Raw genomic sequence first — 14421 nt, 5'->3', positions numbered from 1 at the left:
AGGCCGGCCCGAATGAAAGCCGTCAGCGCGTCTCACCGAGGCGTGCTCCGGGCCCGCCACGCTCGGCATCCGTCTCGGCGTAGTGCTTTCGTTTCGCCTCGTACATGCGCTTGTCGGCACGCTTGACCGCGTCTTCGAGCCGCTCGACCTGGAGCGAGGTGGCCAGGCCGAGAGAGAAGGACAGAGCGGGACCGGCGTAGAACTGATTGTTGACGTCGACGAGCTCCTCGATGTCGGCGATCATCTTGTGACCGTCGGCCTCCTGCGTCGCCGGCATCAAGATGATGAATTCGTCGCCTCCGATCCGCGCCGAGCAGTAGGGCTTTTTCACCGCCTCGGCGAGAACTTCCCCGGCCCGGCGAAGCAGCGCGTCCCCGGCGGCATGGCCGAGCGTATCGTTGACCACCTTCAGCCCGTTGAGATCGGCGGCGATGATCGTCACCGGATGCGGCCCCTTGCGTTCCAGACGGTTCAACTCGTCGGCATAGAACGAGCGATTGTGAAGCTTCGTCAGGATGTCGTGCTTGCCCAGGAATTCGAGATAGGCCTCGGCCTTTTTACGGGCCGTGATGTCCGTCAGCGCGACCTGGACGAGCGACCAGTCAGCCTCGCGTCCGGGAAACACCGAGAACTGCAGATGGACGTGAAGTATCTCGCCGTCGAGGGAATAGTTCACCACTTCCCGCTGCTGGAACAGCTTGCCGTGCCACAGATCGATCAGCTGTTCGCGGAAATGTTGCTCCATATCGTCCCGGAAGACCTCGCCCAGACGGCTGAAAAGATCCTTTTGGTCCTGCGCCTTGAAGAGCTCGAGGGTGTGGCGGTTGACGTCGAGCACCTTGATCTCGCTCATGCAGCGGGAGACGAATTCGGGATGAACGTCGAGGAAGGTGCGGAAATCCGTGACGCCTCGCTCGCGAACCTCGTCGATCAGCGCTTTGACGACGGAGAAGTCCTCCACCCAGAGCGAGATCGGCGAATGCTCGAACAAGCCCCGGGAAAAGGCCTCGCTGGATGCGAGCAGGCGACGGCTCTCCTCGCGCTCCGTGACGTCCTCGGTCGAGAGCAGGACGCGGCTCCAGTCCTGCTCGTGGCCCGGCAGAACCCGCGCCTTGAGCTGAACGTCCAGCCGCTGGCCGGAGAGCGTATAGTTGACGGCCTGGCTCTCGAAGCCGTCGTCCCGCACCCAAATCTGGCAAAGTTCGCCCATATGCGACGACATCATGTCGCCGGAGAAAACCTTGTCGAGATTGGCGATGAGATCGTCGGCATCGGCGGCCTTGAAGAGCTCGACGGTCTTGTCGTTGACGGCGACGACCTTGATGGACCGGGCCGCCTTGCGCACGAGGTCCGGATTCGCGATCAGATGGGCGCGAAGGTCTTCCACGCCGCCGAGCCGGAACTCTTCCAGCAAGGCTTTGACGTCGCTGAAATCCTCCAGCCAGAGCGGCAGTGGCGCAAGCTGGAAGACGTCACCGATCCATTCGGCATCCGCTCGATTGTCCATGCGCATGTGTTCCGCAAAAAGGGGATCCATGGTCCGGCGCCGAGCATCCGGCTGCCGGTTCGAACCGACGCGACGACGATCGAATCGCCACGTGCCCCCTTATTTTTAGCAGTCCTTAGCGTCGAGTTGCAGTGTTAAAATTCCGTAAACCTACCCTTACGAAAGAAAATGGGCGGCGCAAAACGCGCCGCCCATGAAGATCGTTTCGAATCGATGCAGACGAAGGGCTCGCAGCCTTACTCGGCCGATGCTTCCTCAGCCGGCGCGGCCGCAGCCTCGGCAGCCGCCGCCGCGGCATCCTCTTCCTTCTGCTTGCGCTCGGCCTCGCGCTCCTGCGCCTTCTTGCCCGGAAGGCCCTTGGTCGGGTTCTTGCGCTCGGGGCGCGACGCGATGCCGGCCTTGTCGAGGAAGCGCAGCACGCGATCGGTCGGCTGGGCGCCTTCGCCGAGCCAGTGCTTGATGCGGTCTTCCTTCAAGGTGACGCGCTCGGCGTCCTTCGGCAGCATCGGGTTCCACGCACCGATCTGCTCGATGAAGCGGCCGTCGCGGGGCGAGCGGGCGTCGGCGACGACGATGTGGTAGTAGGGGCGCTTCTTCGAGCCGGCACGGGCAAGGCGCATCTTCAGGGGCATTCTTCATTTCCTTCTTCGGTTTTTTCGGCACCGGCCTTCTTGTGTCGCCGGCATCCGTATCGGTTGAATTCTGATGATGTCAGGCGAGGCCTAAGGCCCCGCTATTTCTTCTTGCCCGGCAGGCCGGGCAGGCCCGGAAAGCCCCCCGGCATGCCGCCGCCGGGACCGCCGAAACCTGGCGGCAGGCCCTTCGGCATGCCCGGCATGCCGCCGGATTGCGCGGCCTTGGCCAGGGCTTCGAGTTCCTTGGGGTCCATCTTCGACAGATCCGGCATTCCGCCCGGCATGCCGCCGCCGGGCAGCCCCATCTTGCCGGCAAGGCCGCCCATCATCTGCTTCATCATTCCGCCTTTGCCGCCCTTGCCCATGGACTTCATCATGTCGGCCATCTGGCGGTGCATCTTCAAAAGCTTGTTGATGTCGGCAGCACTCGTGCCCGAGCCGGCGGCGATGCGCTTCTTGCGGCTATGCTTGAGAAGGTCGGGATTGGCGCGCTCGGCCTTGGTCATCGAGGAGATGATGGCGAGCTGGCGCTTCAGCATCTTGTCGTCGAGGCCGGCGGCGGCCATCTGGTTCTTCATCTTGCCCATGCCGGGCATCAGGCCCATCATGCCGCCCATGCCGCCCATCTTCTGCATCTGGCCGATCTGATCGGCGAGATCGTTCAGATCGAACTTGCCCGACTGCATCTTCTTGGCCATCGCCGCGGCTTTTTCCGCGTCGATGTTTTCGGCGGCCTTTTCGACCAGCGAGACGATGTCACCCATGCCGAGGATGCGGTCGGCGATGCGCGAGGGATGGAAATCCTCCAGCGCGTCCATCTTCTCGCCGACGCCGATCAGCTTGATCGGCTTGCCGGTGACGGCGCGCATGGAAAGCGCCGCGCCGCCGCGACCGTCGCCATCGACGCGGGTCAGAACGATGCCGGTGATCCCCACCCGCTCGTCGAAGGAGCGGGCGAGATTGACCGCGTCCTGGCCGGTGAGACTGTCGGCGACCAGCAGGATCTCGTGCGGCCTGGTCCTGGCCTTGATGTCGGCCATCTCGACCATCAGCGGCTCGTCGATATGGGTCCGACCGGCGGTGTCGAGGATGACGACGTCGTAGCCGCCGAGGCGGCCGGCCTGCTCGGCCCGCGCGGCGATCTCGACCGGTCCCTGCCCGGCGATGATCGGCAGCGTCGCGACGCCGGTCTGCTCGCCGAGAACCTTGAGCTGCTCCTGCGCGGCCGGCCGGCGCGTGTCGAGCGAGGCCATCAGGACCTTCTTGCCCTGCCGCTCGGTCAGCCGCTTGGCGATCTTGCCGGAGGTCGTCGTCTTGCCCGAGCCCTGCAGGCCGACCATCATCACGACGACCGGGGCCGGCGCGTTGAGATCGATCGGCACCTGGGTTTCGCCGAGCGTCGCGACCAGCTCGTCATGGACGATCTTGACGACCATCTGGCCGGGCTTGATCGACTTCAGGATCTCGGCGCCGACCGCCTTTTCGCGCACACGATCGGTGAAGCCACGCACGACTTCGAGCGAGACGTCGGCCTCCAGAAGCGCCCGGCGCACCTCGCGCAGCGCCGCCGACACATCCTTGTCGGAGAGCGCGCCGCGGCCGGTGAGGCCGTTCAGGATGGACCCGAGGCGGTCCTGGAGTGAATCGAACATCAAGCTTCCTTCCGTCCTTCCGGTGTTATCCGGAAGGTGGGGCAGCGACGGCCGGCACGCAAACCCTCATGCCCGCTCAAAGGAGCGCAAAGCACGAATGCATCCCCGAGCGACACTCGCTGGGGGATGTTGACCTCCGGGCGGCTCGTGGATCCTTGTCAGGTGCTTCCTGTCAGGACGAGGGGCCCGGTCGGCGGGTCGCGGACGGCATGTCGCGGATTTGCGGGGTTTCAAGCAGGACGGGAGGCATATGTCAAGGTGGCGGCACGATTGGGGCCGCGCCGCCCGCGCGAGGCCCCCTTCGAAAGACCGCGCAAGTCGCTGCGAATGTTTCAATCCCCGTCGATGCGAAGACGGCGCTCGCGGCCGTGGCGCGGCCCTCTCTCCGCTCCCTCCCCACTCCCTGCCCCCAATGGCGCCGAAAGGTGCGACCAGCGCGACGCAAAGCTGCGCCACCGCTAGAGATCGACAGCCGGCGACACGATGAAAGTGACAATTCCATTCGCAACCCATGGAAGATGGCCATCCGCGGAATAGGTTGGAGAGAGCGCCTCGAAAGGCTCGCCGAGCCATCCAACGCCAGCCGGAGCGAACGCACGAGATGATCTATGTCTTCGCAGTCCTCACCCTGTTCCTTCTGGCTGCGACCGGAATTTCGTTTCTTCGCATATCCCACGGCTTCGTCCGGGTGTTCTCGTTCCCGCGCCTTCAGATCCTGGCGCTCGCCATCGTCCTCGCCGTCCTGGCATTCTGGCTTATCCCCGCTCCCGGCCGGGACTGGATCATCGGCGGCCTGTTCATCGTCGCGGGCGTACAGGCGGCCTGCATCGCGCAGTTTTCGCCGATCCGCTCGGTGCAATCGAAACGATACGAGGGCGAGCCGGAGGACCCCGAAGTCGTCTCGATCCTGTCCTATAACGTCAAGATGTCCAATCGGCGCTATCAGGACGCGCTCGATCTGGTGAATCGCGAAGCGCCCGATCTGGCGCTGTTCATGGAGGTGGACGAGGGCTGGGCGGAAGCGCTGGAGCCGCTTGGCGAGACGATGCCGAACGTCGTCGCCCGCCCCTATGACAACAGCTACGGCATGATCCTCTATTCGCGACTCGAGCTTTCCGATGTGCGCATTGCCGAACTCGTCATGAAGAAGGTCCCCTCGATCATCGCCCGCGTGACCCTGCGAAGCGGCGAGGATTTTCGCCTCTACTGCGTTCATCCCGAGCCGCCGGTGCCGCACGCCGATTCCGCCGGCAGGGATGCCGAACTCGTTCAGGTCGCGCGGCTCGTCGATGCGGACAAGCTGCCGGCGATCGTCTGCGGCGATCTCAACGACGTCGCATGGTCGCATACGACGCGGCATTTCCAGAGAATCTCCAGGCTGCTCGATCCGCGTGTCGGGCGCGGCTTCTACAACACCTTCGATTCGCGCTACCCGCTCCTGCGCTGGCCGCTCGATCATCTTTTCCACAATGCGCGCTTCGATCTGGTCTCTATGAAGCGGCTCGACCATATTGGATCGGACCACTTTCCGATGCTTTTCGCGCTGGCCCTCACCCGCGACGCGGATGGGGCAGAGTATCCAGAAGAGGCCGACGAGGCCGATCGTGCCGAGGCACAGGATACGGTGGAGAATTCCAAGCAGCTAGACCGCGACGCGATCGGCACCGATTGGGAAAAATGATGGTTGCACAAGGTGCTGGCGGGGAACGATAGCCGCCACCCGACATTCTTGCCGATGTAGGGAGACGCAGACGCGATCGCTCAAGTCCAGGCCAAGAAATGGCCGGAGAGAGACGAAGCGGTTCTGCAAGCAAAGGTCAGGAATGCAATGAGCAACGTCAACGGCCGCCCGCCGGAAAACGATCGCACGACAATCATCAACAATGACCGGGGTAGCGGCGGCGGCGGCGGCGGATCCGGCTGGCTGATCGCCGGTATCGTCATCGTCGTCGTGATCGTCGGAGGATACTTCCTCCTCAACGGCAATTATTTCGGCGGCGCCGGCGGTGGCGGGGAAGCCACGACCAGCGCTCCGGCCTCCAGCGAGAGCGCACCCGCGGCCGACAGCGCCGGCGGCGCTTCGAGCACAGGTGGCGAGACGACGACAGCTCCGGCCGGGGGCAACGACGCCGGCGGCGGCAGCGCTCCGGCGACCTCGAATTGATCGCAGGATCGAGGAGAACTTCCATGATGAAACGCAGCTTCGCAGTCGCCGGTCTCCTCGTTCTCGGTTCCGCCGCCCAATCCTGGGCGGCGGACAGCTGCGGCAAGGAAACCGTCGTCGAACCGGGCGATACGATCAGCGCCATCGCGTCGCGCTGCGATGTCAGCGAAGGCCTGATCTTGCGGGCCAATCCTCGGATCGACTCCTCGGCCGACCTGCGCGTCGGCCAGTCGGTCAGCCTCACCGGGCCGATGGACAAGCTGTCGTCGATGGCGTCGAGCGCCGGCCAACAGCTCTCGCAGGCGGCGGACAATGTCGGCTCGAGAGTGAAGTCGTCGGTCGAGGGCTTCCTCAACGAGAATCCGCAGCTTCAGTCCAACATTCGCGATCTCGGCTCGCGGCTTGGTCTCAGCGACGGCCAGCAGCCGGCCGAAGTGTCGCTGGACCCGGCTTCGCCCACCCCCGGCACGACGGTGACGGTCTCGGCCACCGGCCTGCCGAAGGATTCGCCCGTCCTCATCGGCGGCGGCAATCCCGGCGCCGCTTTTACCGAACTCGACAAGGCCCGCACGACACCCGACGGTACGCTTCAGGCGGCAGTGAAACTGCCTGACGACATGAACGGCGAGCGCTACCAGCTTTCGGTGCGCGGCGAGGACGGGTCCTGGAAGGCCGTCGCTCCGCCGTTCGACGTTCGCCCCTGAGCTTCGGAACGGCACGCGCCGTCTTCGACGGCGGCAGAGATTCGACACGCCCGGGATCGAGCGGACACTGGTAACGCCTTGGCACGCCGGCGGTAGCAATCGCCGGCGTTTCTTGCCATATAGGCTCAGATTTCCGCTTAAAGACTCCGGTTTCAAAGCCTTGGCAGTGCCTTCCGTCCCCTTTGCCCGCATGAATGGTTGCGGCAACGAAATTCTCGTCGTCGACATGCGCGAGACGACGGCCCGCGTCCGGCCTGACGCGGCGATCGCCCTTGCCGGCCGGGCCGAGACACATTTCGATCAGATCATGGCCATTCATCAGGCAAAGACGCCCGGCACGGACGCCTATGTCCGCATCATCAATGCCGACGGGTCCGAGGCCGAGGCCTGCGGCAACGGCACGCGTTGCGTCGTCCAGGCGCTTTCCGCCGAAACCGGGCAGACCCGCTTCACCTTCGAGACACCGGCCGGGCTCCTCCTCGCCGAGGAGCATGAGGACGGGCTGATCTCGGTCGACATGGGCAAGCCGCGCTTCGGTTGGCAAGACATCCCGCTCGCCGAGGAGTTTCGCGACACAAGGGCGATCGAACTCCAGATCGGCCCGATCGACGCGCCGGTCCTGCATTCGCCGTCTGTGGTCTCGATGGGCAACCCCCATGCGATCTTCTGGGTGAAGGGCGACGTTGACGCCCTGGCGCTCGACCGCTTCGGGCCGATCCTCGAGAACCATCCGATCTTTCCCGCGCGGGCGAACATCTCCATCGCGCAGATCACCTCCCCGACGTCACTGACCATGCGCACCTGGGAACGCGGCGTCGGGCTCACCCGCGCCTGCGGCTCGGCCGCCTGTGCCGCCGCTGTCTCCGCCGCCCGCACACGGCGGACGGACCGTGAGGTCGCCGTCACCCAGCCGGGTGGCAAGCTGTCGATCCTGTGGCGCGAGGACGAGCACGTGATCATGACCGGGCCGGCGGAATGGGAATGGTCCGGAATGCTCGATCCCGAAACCGGGAATTTCGTCCGGGACGCCGCCGAGGGGCGGGAGATCGGCTGATGGGCGTCGAGATCGTTTCCTTCGGCTGCCGGCTCAACACCTATGAGTCGGCGGTGATGAAGCGCGAGGCCGAGACCGCCGGTCTTGGCGAGACCGCGCACGGCGCCATCGTCTTCAACACCTGCGCGGTGACGGCCGAAGCCGTGCGCCAGGCCCGCCAGCAGATCCGCAAGGCCCGGCGGGAGAACCCCGACGCGAAGATTGTCGTCACCGGCTGCGCGGCACAGACCGAGCCCGGCCGCTTCGCCGAGATGGCGGAAGTCGACGCCGTCATCGGCAACATGGAAAAGCTCTCGGCCGAGAGCTACGCCAGGCTGCCCGACTTCGGCGTCTCGGCCGAGGAGAAGGTCCGCGTCAACGACATCATGAGCGTCACCGAGACGGCCGGTCACATGATCGACGCGATCGAGGGCCGCTCCCGCGCAATCGTGCAGATCCAGAATGGCTGCGACCACCGCTGCACCTTCTGCATCATTCCCTTCGGCCGGGGCAATTCGCGCTCGGTACCCATGGGCGCCGTCGTCGAGCAGATGAAGCGGCTGGTCGGAGCCGGCTATAACGAGGTCGTGCTTTCCGGCGTCGACATGACCAGCTGGGGCGCCGACCTTCCCGGCACGCCGAAGCTCGGCGACCTCATCCAGGCGATCCTGCGCCATGTTCCGGATCTGAAGCGGCTGCGCCTGTCCTCGATCGATTCGATCGAGGCGGACGAGGCGCTGATCGAGGCGATCGCCTCCGAGCGCCGGCTGATGCCGCATCTGCATCTGTCGCTGCAGGCCGGCGACGACATGATCCTGAAGCGGATGAAGCGTCGCCACTCACGCGGCGATTCGATCCGCTTTTGTGCCGAGATCCGGCAAAAGCGTCCCGACATCGTCTTCGGCGCCGACATCATTGCGGGCTTTCCGACCGAAACCGAGGCGATGTTTCAAAACTCGCTGGCGATCGTGAAGGAATGCGGACTGACCTTCCTGCATGTCTTCCCCTTCTCGCCCCGCGAGGGAACGCCGGCGGCCCGCATGCCGCAGCTGGAAAAGTCCATCATCAAGGAGCGCGCGGCGCGGCTTCGTGCCGCCGGCGAGACGGCTCACACGGCGCATCTCGCAAGCCTCGTCGGCAGCCGCCAACAGCTTCTGATCGAGCGCGAGGGGCTCGGCCGCGCGGAAAACTTCACACTCTGTCGCATCGACCAGGGCCTCCCCGGCGAGATCATCGACGCTATCATTACAGAGACATCAAACGGTGTGGCGCTCGCGCAGAAAGCCGATGCGCGCCCCGTGGCGGCAGACGCCGGATAATATGACGAAGGACAGGCATGGCTGAGAAAAAGGGCTTCTTCCGGCGGATCTTCTCCTTCGGCTCCGAGAGCGAGGAAGAGCGCACGCCGGAACATGGCAATACGCCTCGCCCGTCCGACGTCGAGCTCGGTCGCGAGGAGGCGCCGGACCCCGAGGTCCGGCCGACGGCCGCCGCCAGCTCGATCGCCGACAGCGAAGCGGGCGCGGAGCCCTCGGACGAAGGCGGCATCACGCCGCTGAAGCAACGCGAAGACGAAGCGTCGACGAAGGCTGAGACCGGCCCGTCCGACGAGGCTCAAAAAAAAACTCCGTAGTTCCCGCTGAACTCGCCGCCGATCCGCACGATCACTGGTCCGCAACCGAAACCGGCAGCGCCGTCGATGACGACGAAGACGAGGAGAGCGCCGACTTCTCGTTCCTCGAACGCGCCGAGCCGGTCGAGGAGACAGAGGCGGATTTCTCCTTTCTCGAAGAACGTGTCGAACCGGTCGAAACCGCGACGCGCGAGCCCTCGCCCGAAGCGGAGGAAGCAGCCCCGGACGTCGCGCCGGCCACCGAGGACGATCACGTCGGCATCGAGCCGGCAGAGCCTGACGACGACGAGACCTTCGCCGAAAGAGCCGAGGACGCGGACGACGACGGCGCCGATTTCTCCTGGCTGGACGAGGATCTGCCGCCCGAAGAGGACGAGGAGCGCGTCGAACCGGTCGCGCCCGTCGTTCCAGCCGCTCCGCCGCGTGCGCCCGTGCCGGACGATGCCGGCTTTCGGCTGCGGGAAAAGCCGGCGGATCCCGCGCCGGCCGCACCGGCCCCGCGCATCTCCTGGGCGGAGCGCCTTCGTCAGGGCCTCGCCCGCTCCTCGAACCAGCTCACCGGTTCGATCACCTCGCTCTTCACCAAGCGCAGGCTCGACGAGGATACGCTTCAGGATTTCGAGGACATCCTGATCCAGGCCGATCTCGGCGTCGAGACGGCCATGCGCATCACCGACCGGCTATCGGAAGGCCGCTATGGCAAGGAGGTCTCCGGAGCGGAGGTTCGCCGCATCCTCGCCGAGGAGATCGAAAAGACGCTTCAGCCCGTCGCCCAGCCGCTGGAACTCGATCTGGAGAAGAAGCCGCACGTCATCCTCGTCGTCGGCGTCAACGGCACCGGCAAAACGACCACCATCGGCAAGCTCGCCGCCAAGCTGACGCGCGGCGGCCTCAAGGTCACGCTCTGCGCTGGCGACACCTTCCGCGCCGCCGCCGTCGAACAGCTGAAGATCTGGGGCGAGCGCACCGGTTCCGAGGTCATTGCCAAGCAGATCGGCGCCGATGCGGCGGGCCTTGCCTTCGAGGCCTATGACCGGGCGGTGGAAAACGATTCCGACGTCCTGATCATCGACACCGCCGGCCGGCTGCAGAACAAGGCCGAGCTGATGGCCGAGCTCGAAAAGATCAACCGCGTGCTTGGAAAACGCGAGCCGGACGCGCCGCACACCGTGCTCCAGACCCTCGACGCGACGACCGGGCAGAACGCGCTCAATCAGGTCGAGATCTTCCGCAACGTCTCCGGCGTCAACGGGCTCGTCATGACCAAGCTCGACGGCACGGCCCGTGGCGGCATCCTGGTCGCCATCGCCGCCAAACACCGGCTGCCGGTCTATTTCGTCGGCGTCGGCGAAGGCATCGACGATCTGGAGCCCTTCAAGGCGAAGGATTTTGCCAGCGCGATTGCGGGGACGGAAGCGGTCTCCGCTCCATGAGATGGCGGTGCCAATTCGGTGAAGCGTGCCGACTGGCCTTGAGCCAGGCGCGGATGCGGGCCATGTGAGCGACTGAATGGTTTGATTCGTTCCGGACGCACCGGCAAGATCACTGGCCCACGGCGCTCTCGATGGCGCTCCGACCAAGCCTTGGACTGCGAGGCTCGAAAAGCGACAAGGCTGACATGACGAAGCATAAGAAGAACGACGCTCACGACACGTCTGGCAAGGGGAAAGACCCCGAGGCCAGCGCCTCGCTGCCGATCTGGTTCGAGCGCGGCCTGTCGCGGCTGAAGGTCAACGCCGCCGGCGAGGTTCTGCGTCCGCAGATCGAGGCAAAGCAGCACCAACGGATCTTGGAACGCGACCCCAACAAGCCCGGCCGCAAGGAGATGAACCCGTTCCTGAAATTCGCGCTGGAGCTTGGGCCGCTACTCGTCTTCTTCTTCGCCAATTCGCGGGGCGAGGATCTCGCCCGCGCCTTCCCGATCCTCGGCGATCTCGGCGGTCCGCTGTTCATCGCGACGGCTTTGTTCATGGCGGCGATGGTGATTTCGCTGGCGGTGTCCTGGGCGATCACCCGGACGCTGCCGATCATGCCGCTGGTGACGCTCGCCGTCGTTCTCGTCTTCGGTGGCCTGACGCTCTGGCTGCAGGACGAGACCTTCATCAAGATGAAGCCGACCATCGTCAACGCGCTGTTCGGCTGCGTGCTTCTCGGCGGTCTCCTCTTCGGCAAGTCGCTGCTCGGCTACGTCTTCGATCAGGCCTTCAAGCTCGACGAGGAGGGCTGGCGCAAGCTGACCTTGCGCTGGGGCCTGTTCTTCATCTTCCTGGCCGTCCTCAACGAGGTCGTCTGGCGCAACTTCTCGACCGACTTCTGGGTCAACTTCAAGGTCTGGGCGACCATGCCGATCACGATCGTCTTCATGCTCACCCAGCTCCCGCTGATCAAACGCCACGCGACCGAGCCGCTTGGGAAGGCGAAAGATTGACGAAGGCGGCTGAGCGCTCGCACATTCTCTCTCGAGCGCGGGAGAGAAGTCGAGCTTTGGCCCCTCACCCCTCGCCGGCCGTCATCTGACGATGCCGCTCGCGTAGCGCCGCTTTTTCCGCTTCGCTCTTTTCGCCCGCACAAACCGGGCAAGAAACGCCCTCCTCGAACTCCGGCGAGGCCCTGTCTTCCGCCGACAGCGGCGCTCCGCAGCCGAAGCAGGCGGTCCAGTCGGTCTCGGCAAGGCCATGCCCCAGCGCCACCCGGCCGTCGAAGACGTAGCAGTCGCCCTGCCAGCGGCTGTCGGCTTCGGGCACCTGTTCGAGATAGGACAGGATGCCGCCCTTCAGCTGGTAGACCTCGGCAAAGCCCTTCTCCAGCATGAAGGCCGAGGCCTTCTCGCAGCGAATGCCGCCGGTGCAGAACATCGCGATCTTTTGCTGCTTTTGCGGATCGAGCTGTTCCTCGACATAGCGCTTGAAGTCGGTGAACTGGTCGATGCCGGGATCGATGGCGCCCTCGAAGATGCCGACCTTGGTCTCGTAGCGATTGCGGGTATCGAGAAGGACGACGCCCGGATCGGCGATCAGGGCGTTCCAGTCCTTGGGGGCGACATGGACGCCGGTCTTCTCGGTGGGGTCGCCGGCCTCGTCGCGCAAAGTGATGATCTCCGGCCGGATGCGCACCTTCATGCGGGCGAAAGGCCAGTCGCTGGCCGATGAGATCCGCAGATGCTCCTCGGTGAGAGCGAAGCGACGGGACAGCTCGGCGAGGAACGCGGTCATCGCCGCCGGCTCACCCGCGACCGTGCCGTTGACACCCTCGGGCGCGATCAGGATCGTGCCGCGCAGAGCCCGCTCGCGGCAGAAAGCGAGGAGCCCGGCACGCAGCGATTCGAGGTCCTCGAGCGGCAGAAAACGGTAAAAGGCGGCGACGGAGTAAGGCATGGCGGCGTGATAGCCCCAGGGCGCGCCGATCGCAATTCGGCAATCCGCTCCGCCGCCATGGAACGCGGCGCAACAGATTTCGAACGATGCCGGCATTTCGGCCATGCGCCCACCCCACCCCTGCCTTGCAGCATCTTTCTTGCGCGCGCCGCTGCCGGCGTTATGTAGAAATCTCGACATCGCCGCCGCAAGCCGGTCCGGCGTTCATGCCCGCCCGCCTGGTTCAGCCCGTGCTCGACAAAATTCTCGGCGCCCTCCTCCTCGTCACCGGGGTGGCCGTCATCCTCCGCGAATGGATCGGCTCCGAGATCGGCGCCGCCGTGGCCGCGATCGGCCTTGCCGCCTTCGTCCTGATCGCAATGCCCTTTGCCCACTGGTCGCGGCAGGCTTTCGTCGTGATCGGGCTGGTTCTCGCCGGCCTCGTGGTCGCCTTTCTCGACGACTGGCCAGCGGTCCTCGAAAAGGCCGCGGCCCAGGGCGCGTTCATCTCCACCTTCTTCATCGCCCTTGCCAGCCTGCGCACGCCCGCTGCCGCCTCGCCGGCGATCGAGCGCTGCGGCCAGTTTCTGGCCAGTCAGCCGCCGGGCAAGCGCTATCTGGCGCTGACCATCGGCGGCCATCTCTTCGCGCTGATTCTCAATTACGGCTCGATCACCCTTCTCGGCGGACTGACCGAGGCGATCGCCGGCAAGGAGAAGAACGAGGAGATTCGCGAGATCCGAAACCGGCGTATGCTGCTCGCCGTGCAGCGGGGCCTGTGCGCCTCTTTGTGCTGGTCGCCGCTGGCCTTCGCGACGGCGATCACCACCTCGGTAATTGCCGGTTCGAGCTGGGGCGGCGTTGCCCCCTACGCCCTTCTCTTCGCGGCGATCCTGATCTTCGTCGGCTGGGCCCTCGACACGCTCTACAAGCCGAAACTGAGCGGACCGGCCCCTGCCCGCAAGACGCCGATCGGTAGCGCCCGCGACCTCGCCCCCTTGCTGATGCTCCTCGTCCTGCTCTTTGCCGGGGTCGGCATTCTGGAATATCTCACCGGGCTTGCCATCATCGCGATCGTCATGGCCTTCGTGCCGCTGATCTCGATCGGCTGGATCGCATATGAAGCCGGCAATCTTCCCGAGACCTTGCGGCGGCTGAAGCGGTTGTCGCTGGTGGAGTTTCCCTCCTACCGGTCCGAACTCGTGCTCCTCGTCATGGCCGGCGTCATCGGAACACTGGGCGCGGCGCTGATCCAGCCGCTCGCCTCCGGCCATTCGGTCGATCTTTCCGGACTGCCGGTCTGGCTCGTCCTCATCGCCCCGGTCTTCATCGTTCCGCTGCTCGGCCAGTTCGGCATGAACCCGATCCTGTCGGTTTCCATGCTCGCGCCGCTTCTGCCGGCGCCCGCATCGCTCGGGATCTCCCCCAATCTTTTCGTGGCGGCGATCACCGCCGGCTGGGCGCTGGCCGGCGCGACATCGCCCTTCACGGCGACGACCCTCCTCGTCGGCCGCCTCGGCCACACCAACGCGCTGACGGTCGGCCTCGTATGGAACCGCGCCTTCACGCTCTGGGTCATGGCGGTGGTCTCGGTCGTCCTCGTCGTCTTCGCCGGCCTGTCATGAACGGTGCCATCGCGATCGGCGAATTTGCCGTCCGGCTAGTGACAAACCCGCCGAAGCCGTATATGAGCGCACCCGATTTCCTCAGAATAACCTGACCGTCACGGCGGCCATGTCG

At 65.3% G+C, this 14421-nt stretch carries 14 protein-coding genes; 9 read left to right on the top strand and 5 right to left on the bottom strand.

The features are described from left to right. Positions 1 to 22 precede the first annotated feature (22 nt). The 3 genes from J6595_RS07855 to ffh form a co-directional block, all read right to left on the bottom strand. Complete coding sequence (locus J6595_RS07855; protein WP_209593914.1) at positions 23 to 1507, bottom strand: sensor domain-containing diguanylate cyclase; 1485 nt, start codon at positions 1505 to 1507, stop codon at positions 23 to 25. Between the two features lie 236 nt (positions 1508 to 1743). Next, positions 1744 to 2139, bottom strand: a complete 396-nt coding sequence (gene rpsP / locus J6595_RS07850) for a 30S ribosomal protein S16 (protein ID WP_209593913.1) — start codon at positions 2137 to 2139, stop codon at positions 1744 to 1746. A gap of 101 nt (positions 2140 to 2240) precedes the next feature. After that, a complete protein-coding gene (gene ffh / locus J6595_RS07845) occupies positions 2241 to 3794 on the bottom strand; it encodes a signal recognition particle protein (RefSeq protein ID WP_209593912.1) in 1554 nt (517 codons plus the stop codon). 601 nt (positions 3795 to 4395) lie between these two features. Between ffh and J6595_RS07840 the strand changes: the two genes are divergently transcribed. The 6 genes from J6595_RS07840 (at position 4396) to J6595_RS07815 (ending at position 9328) form a co-directional block, all read left to right on the top strand. Continuing rightward, positions 4396 to 5475, top strand: coding sequence for an endonuclease/exonuclease/phosphatase family protein (locus J6595_RS07840; protein WP_209593911.1), 1080 nt, complete (start codon positions 4396 to 4398; stop codon positions 5473 to 5475). Between the two features lie 147 nt (positions 5476 to 5622). Further along, positions 5623 to 5958 (top strand): hypothetical protein, encoded by a 336-nt coding sequence (locus J6595_RS07835; protein WP_209593910.1) that lies wholly within the window; start codon positions 5623 to 5625, stop codon positions 5956 to 5958. A gap of 23 nt (positions 5959 to 5981) precedes the next feature. Continuing rightward, positions 5982 to 6662 (top strand): LysM peptidoglycan-binding domain-containing protein, encoded by a 681-nt coding sequence (locus tag J6595_RS07830; RefSeq protein WP_209593909.1) that lies wholly within the window; start codon positions 5982 to 5984, stop codon positions 6660 to 6662. 190 nt (positions 6663 to 6852) lie between these two features. Then, positions 6853 to 7716: a diaminopimelate epimerase gene (gene dapF / locus J6595_RS07825; RefSeq protein ID WP_245197734.1), complete on the top strand. Its 864-nt coding sequence runs from the start codon at positions 6853 to 6855 to the stop codon at positions 7714 to 7716. Further along, entirely contained in the window at positions 7716 to 9014 is a 1299-nt protein-coding gene (gene mtaB / locus J6595_RS07820) for a tRNA (N(6)-L-threonylcarbamoyladenosine(37)-C(2))-methylthiotransferase MtaB (protein WP_209593907.1), read from the top strand. Before dapF ends, mtaB begins: the two co-directional genes overlap by 1 nt. 17 nt (positions 9015 to 9031) lie before the next feature. Next, complete coding sequence (locus J6595_RS07815) at positions 9032 to 9328, top strand: hypothetical protein (RefSeq protein ID WP_209593906.1); 297 nt, start codon at positions 9032 to 9034, stop codon at positions 9326 to 9328. Here the strand turns inward: J6595_RS07815 and J6595_RS07810 are convergent. After that, complete coding sequence (locus J6595_RS07810) at positions 9310 to 9582, bottom strand: hypothetical protein (protein ID WP_209593905.1); 273 nt, start codon at positions 9580 to 9582, stop codon at positions 9310 to 9312. The genes J6595_RS07815 and J6595_RS07810 overlap by 19 nt on opposite strands. Positions 9583 to 9588: 6 nt before the next feature. Between J6595_RS07810 and ftsY the strand changes: the two genes are divergently transcribed. Together ftsY and J6595_RS07800 are read left to right on the top strand one after the other, a co-directional pair. Then, positions 9589 to 10761, top strand: coding sequence for a signal recognition particle-docking protein FtsY (gene ftsY / locus J6595_RS07805; protein ID WP_342453138.1), 1173 nt, complete (start codon positions 9589 to 9591; stop codon positions 10759 to 10761). A gap of 392 nt (positions 10762 to 11153) precedes the next feature. Further along, complete coding sequence (locus J6595_RS07800) at positions 11154 to 11756, top strand: septation protein A (RefSeq protein ID WP_209594153.1); 603 nt, start codon at positions 11154 to 11156, stop codon at positions 11754 to 11756. A 64-nt stretch (positions 11757 to 11820) separates the two neighbouring features. On the opposite strand, the gene trhO is transcribed toward J6595_RS07800, so the two are convergent. Beyond that, a complete protein-coding gene (gene trhO / locus J6595_RS07795; protein ID WP_209594152.1) occupies positions 11821 to 12702 on the bottom strand; it encodes an oxygen-dependent tRNA uridine(34) hydroxylase TrhO in 882 nt (293 codons plus the stop codon). 206 nt (positions 12703 to 12908) lie between these two features. Here trhO and J6595_RS07790 point away from each other — a divergent pair, with 206 nt between their 5' ends. Continuing rightward, complete coding sequence (locus J6595_RS07790; RefSeq protein WP_245197703.1) at positions 12909 to 14306, top strand: hypothetical protein; 1398 nt, start codon at positions 12909 to 12911, stop codon at positions 14304 to 14306. Positions 14307 to 14421: the final 115 nt, after the last annotated feature.

The organism is Jiella mangrovi, assembly GCF_017815135.1.
In the GTDB taxonomy this organism is placed as follows: Bacteria; Pseudomonadota; Alphaproteobacteria; order Rhizobiales; family Rhizobiaceae; genus Jiella; species Jiella mangrovi.
The sequence above is the reverse complement of the archived record's forward strand: the minus strand, read 5'-3'. Positions and strand labels throughout refer to the sequence as shown.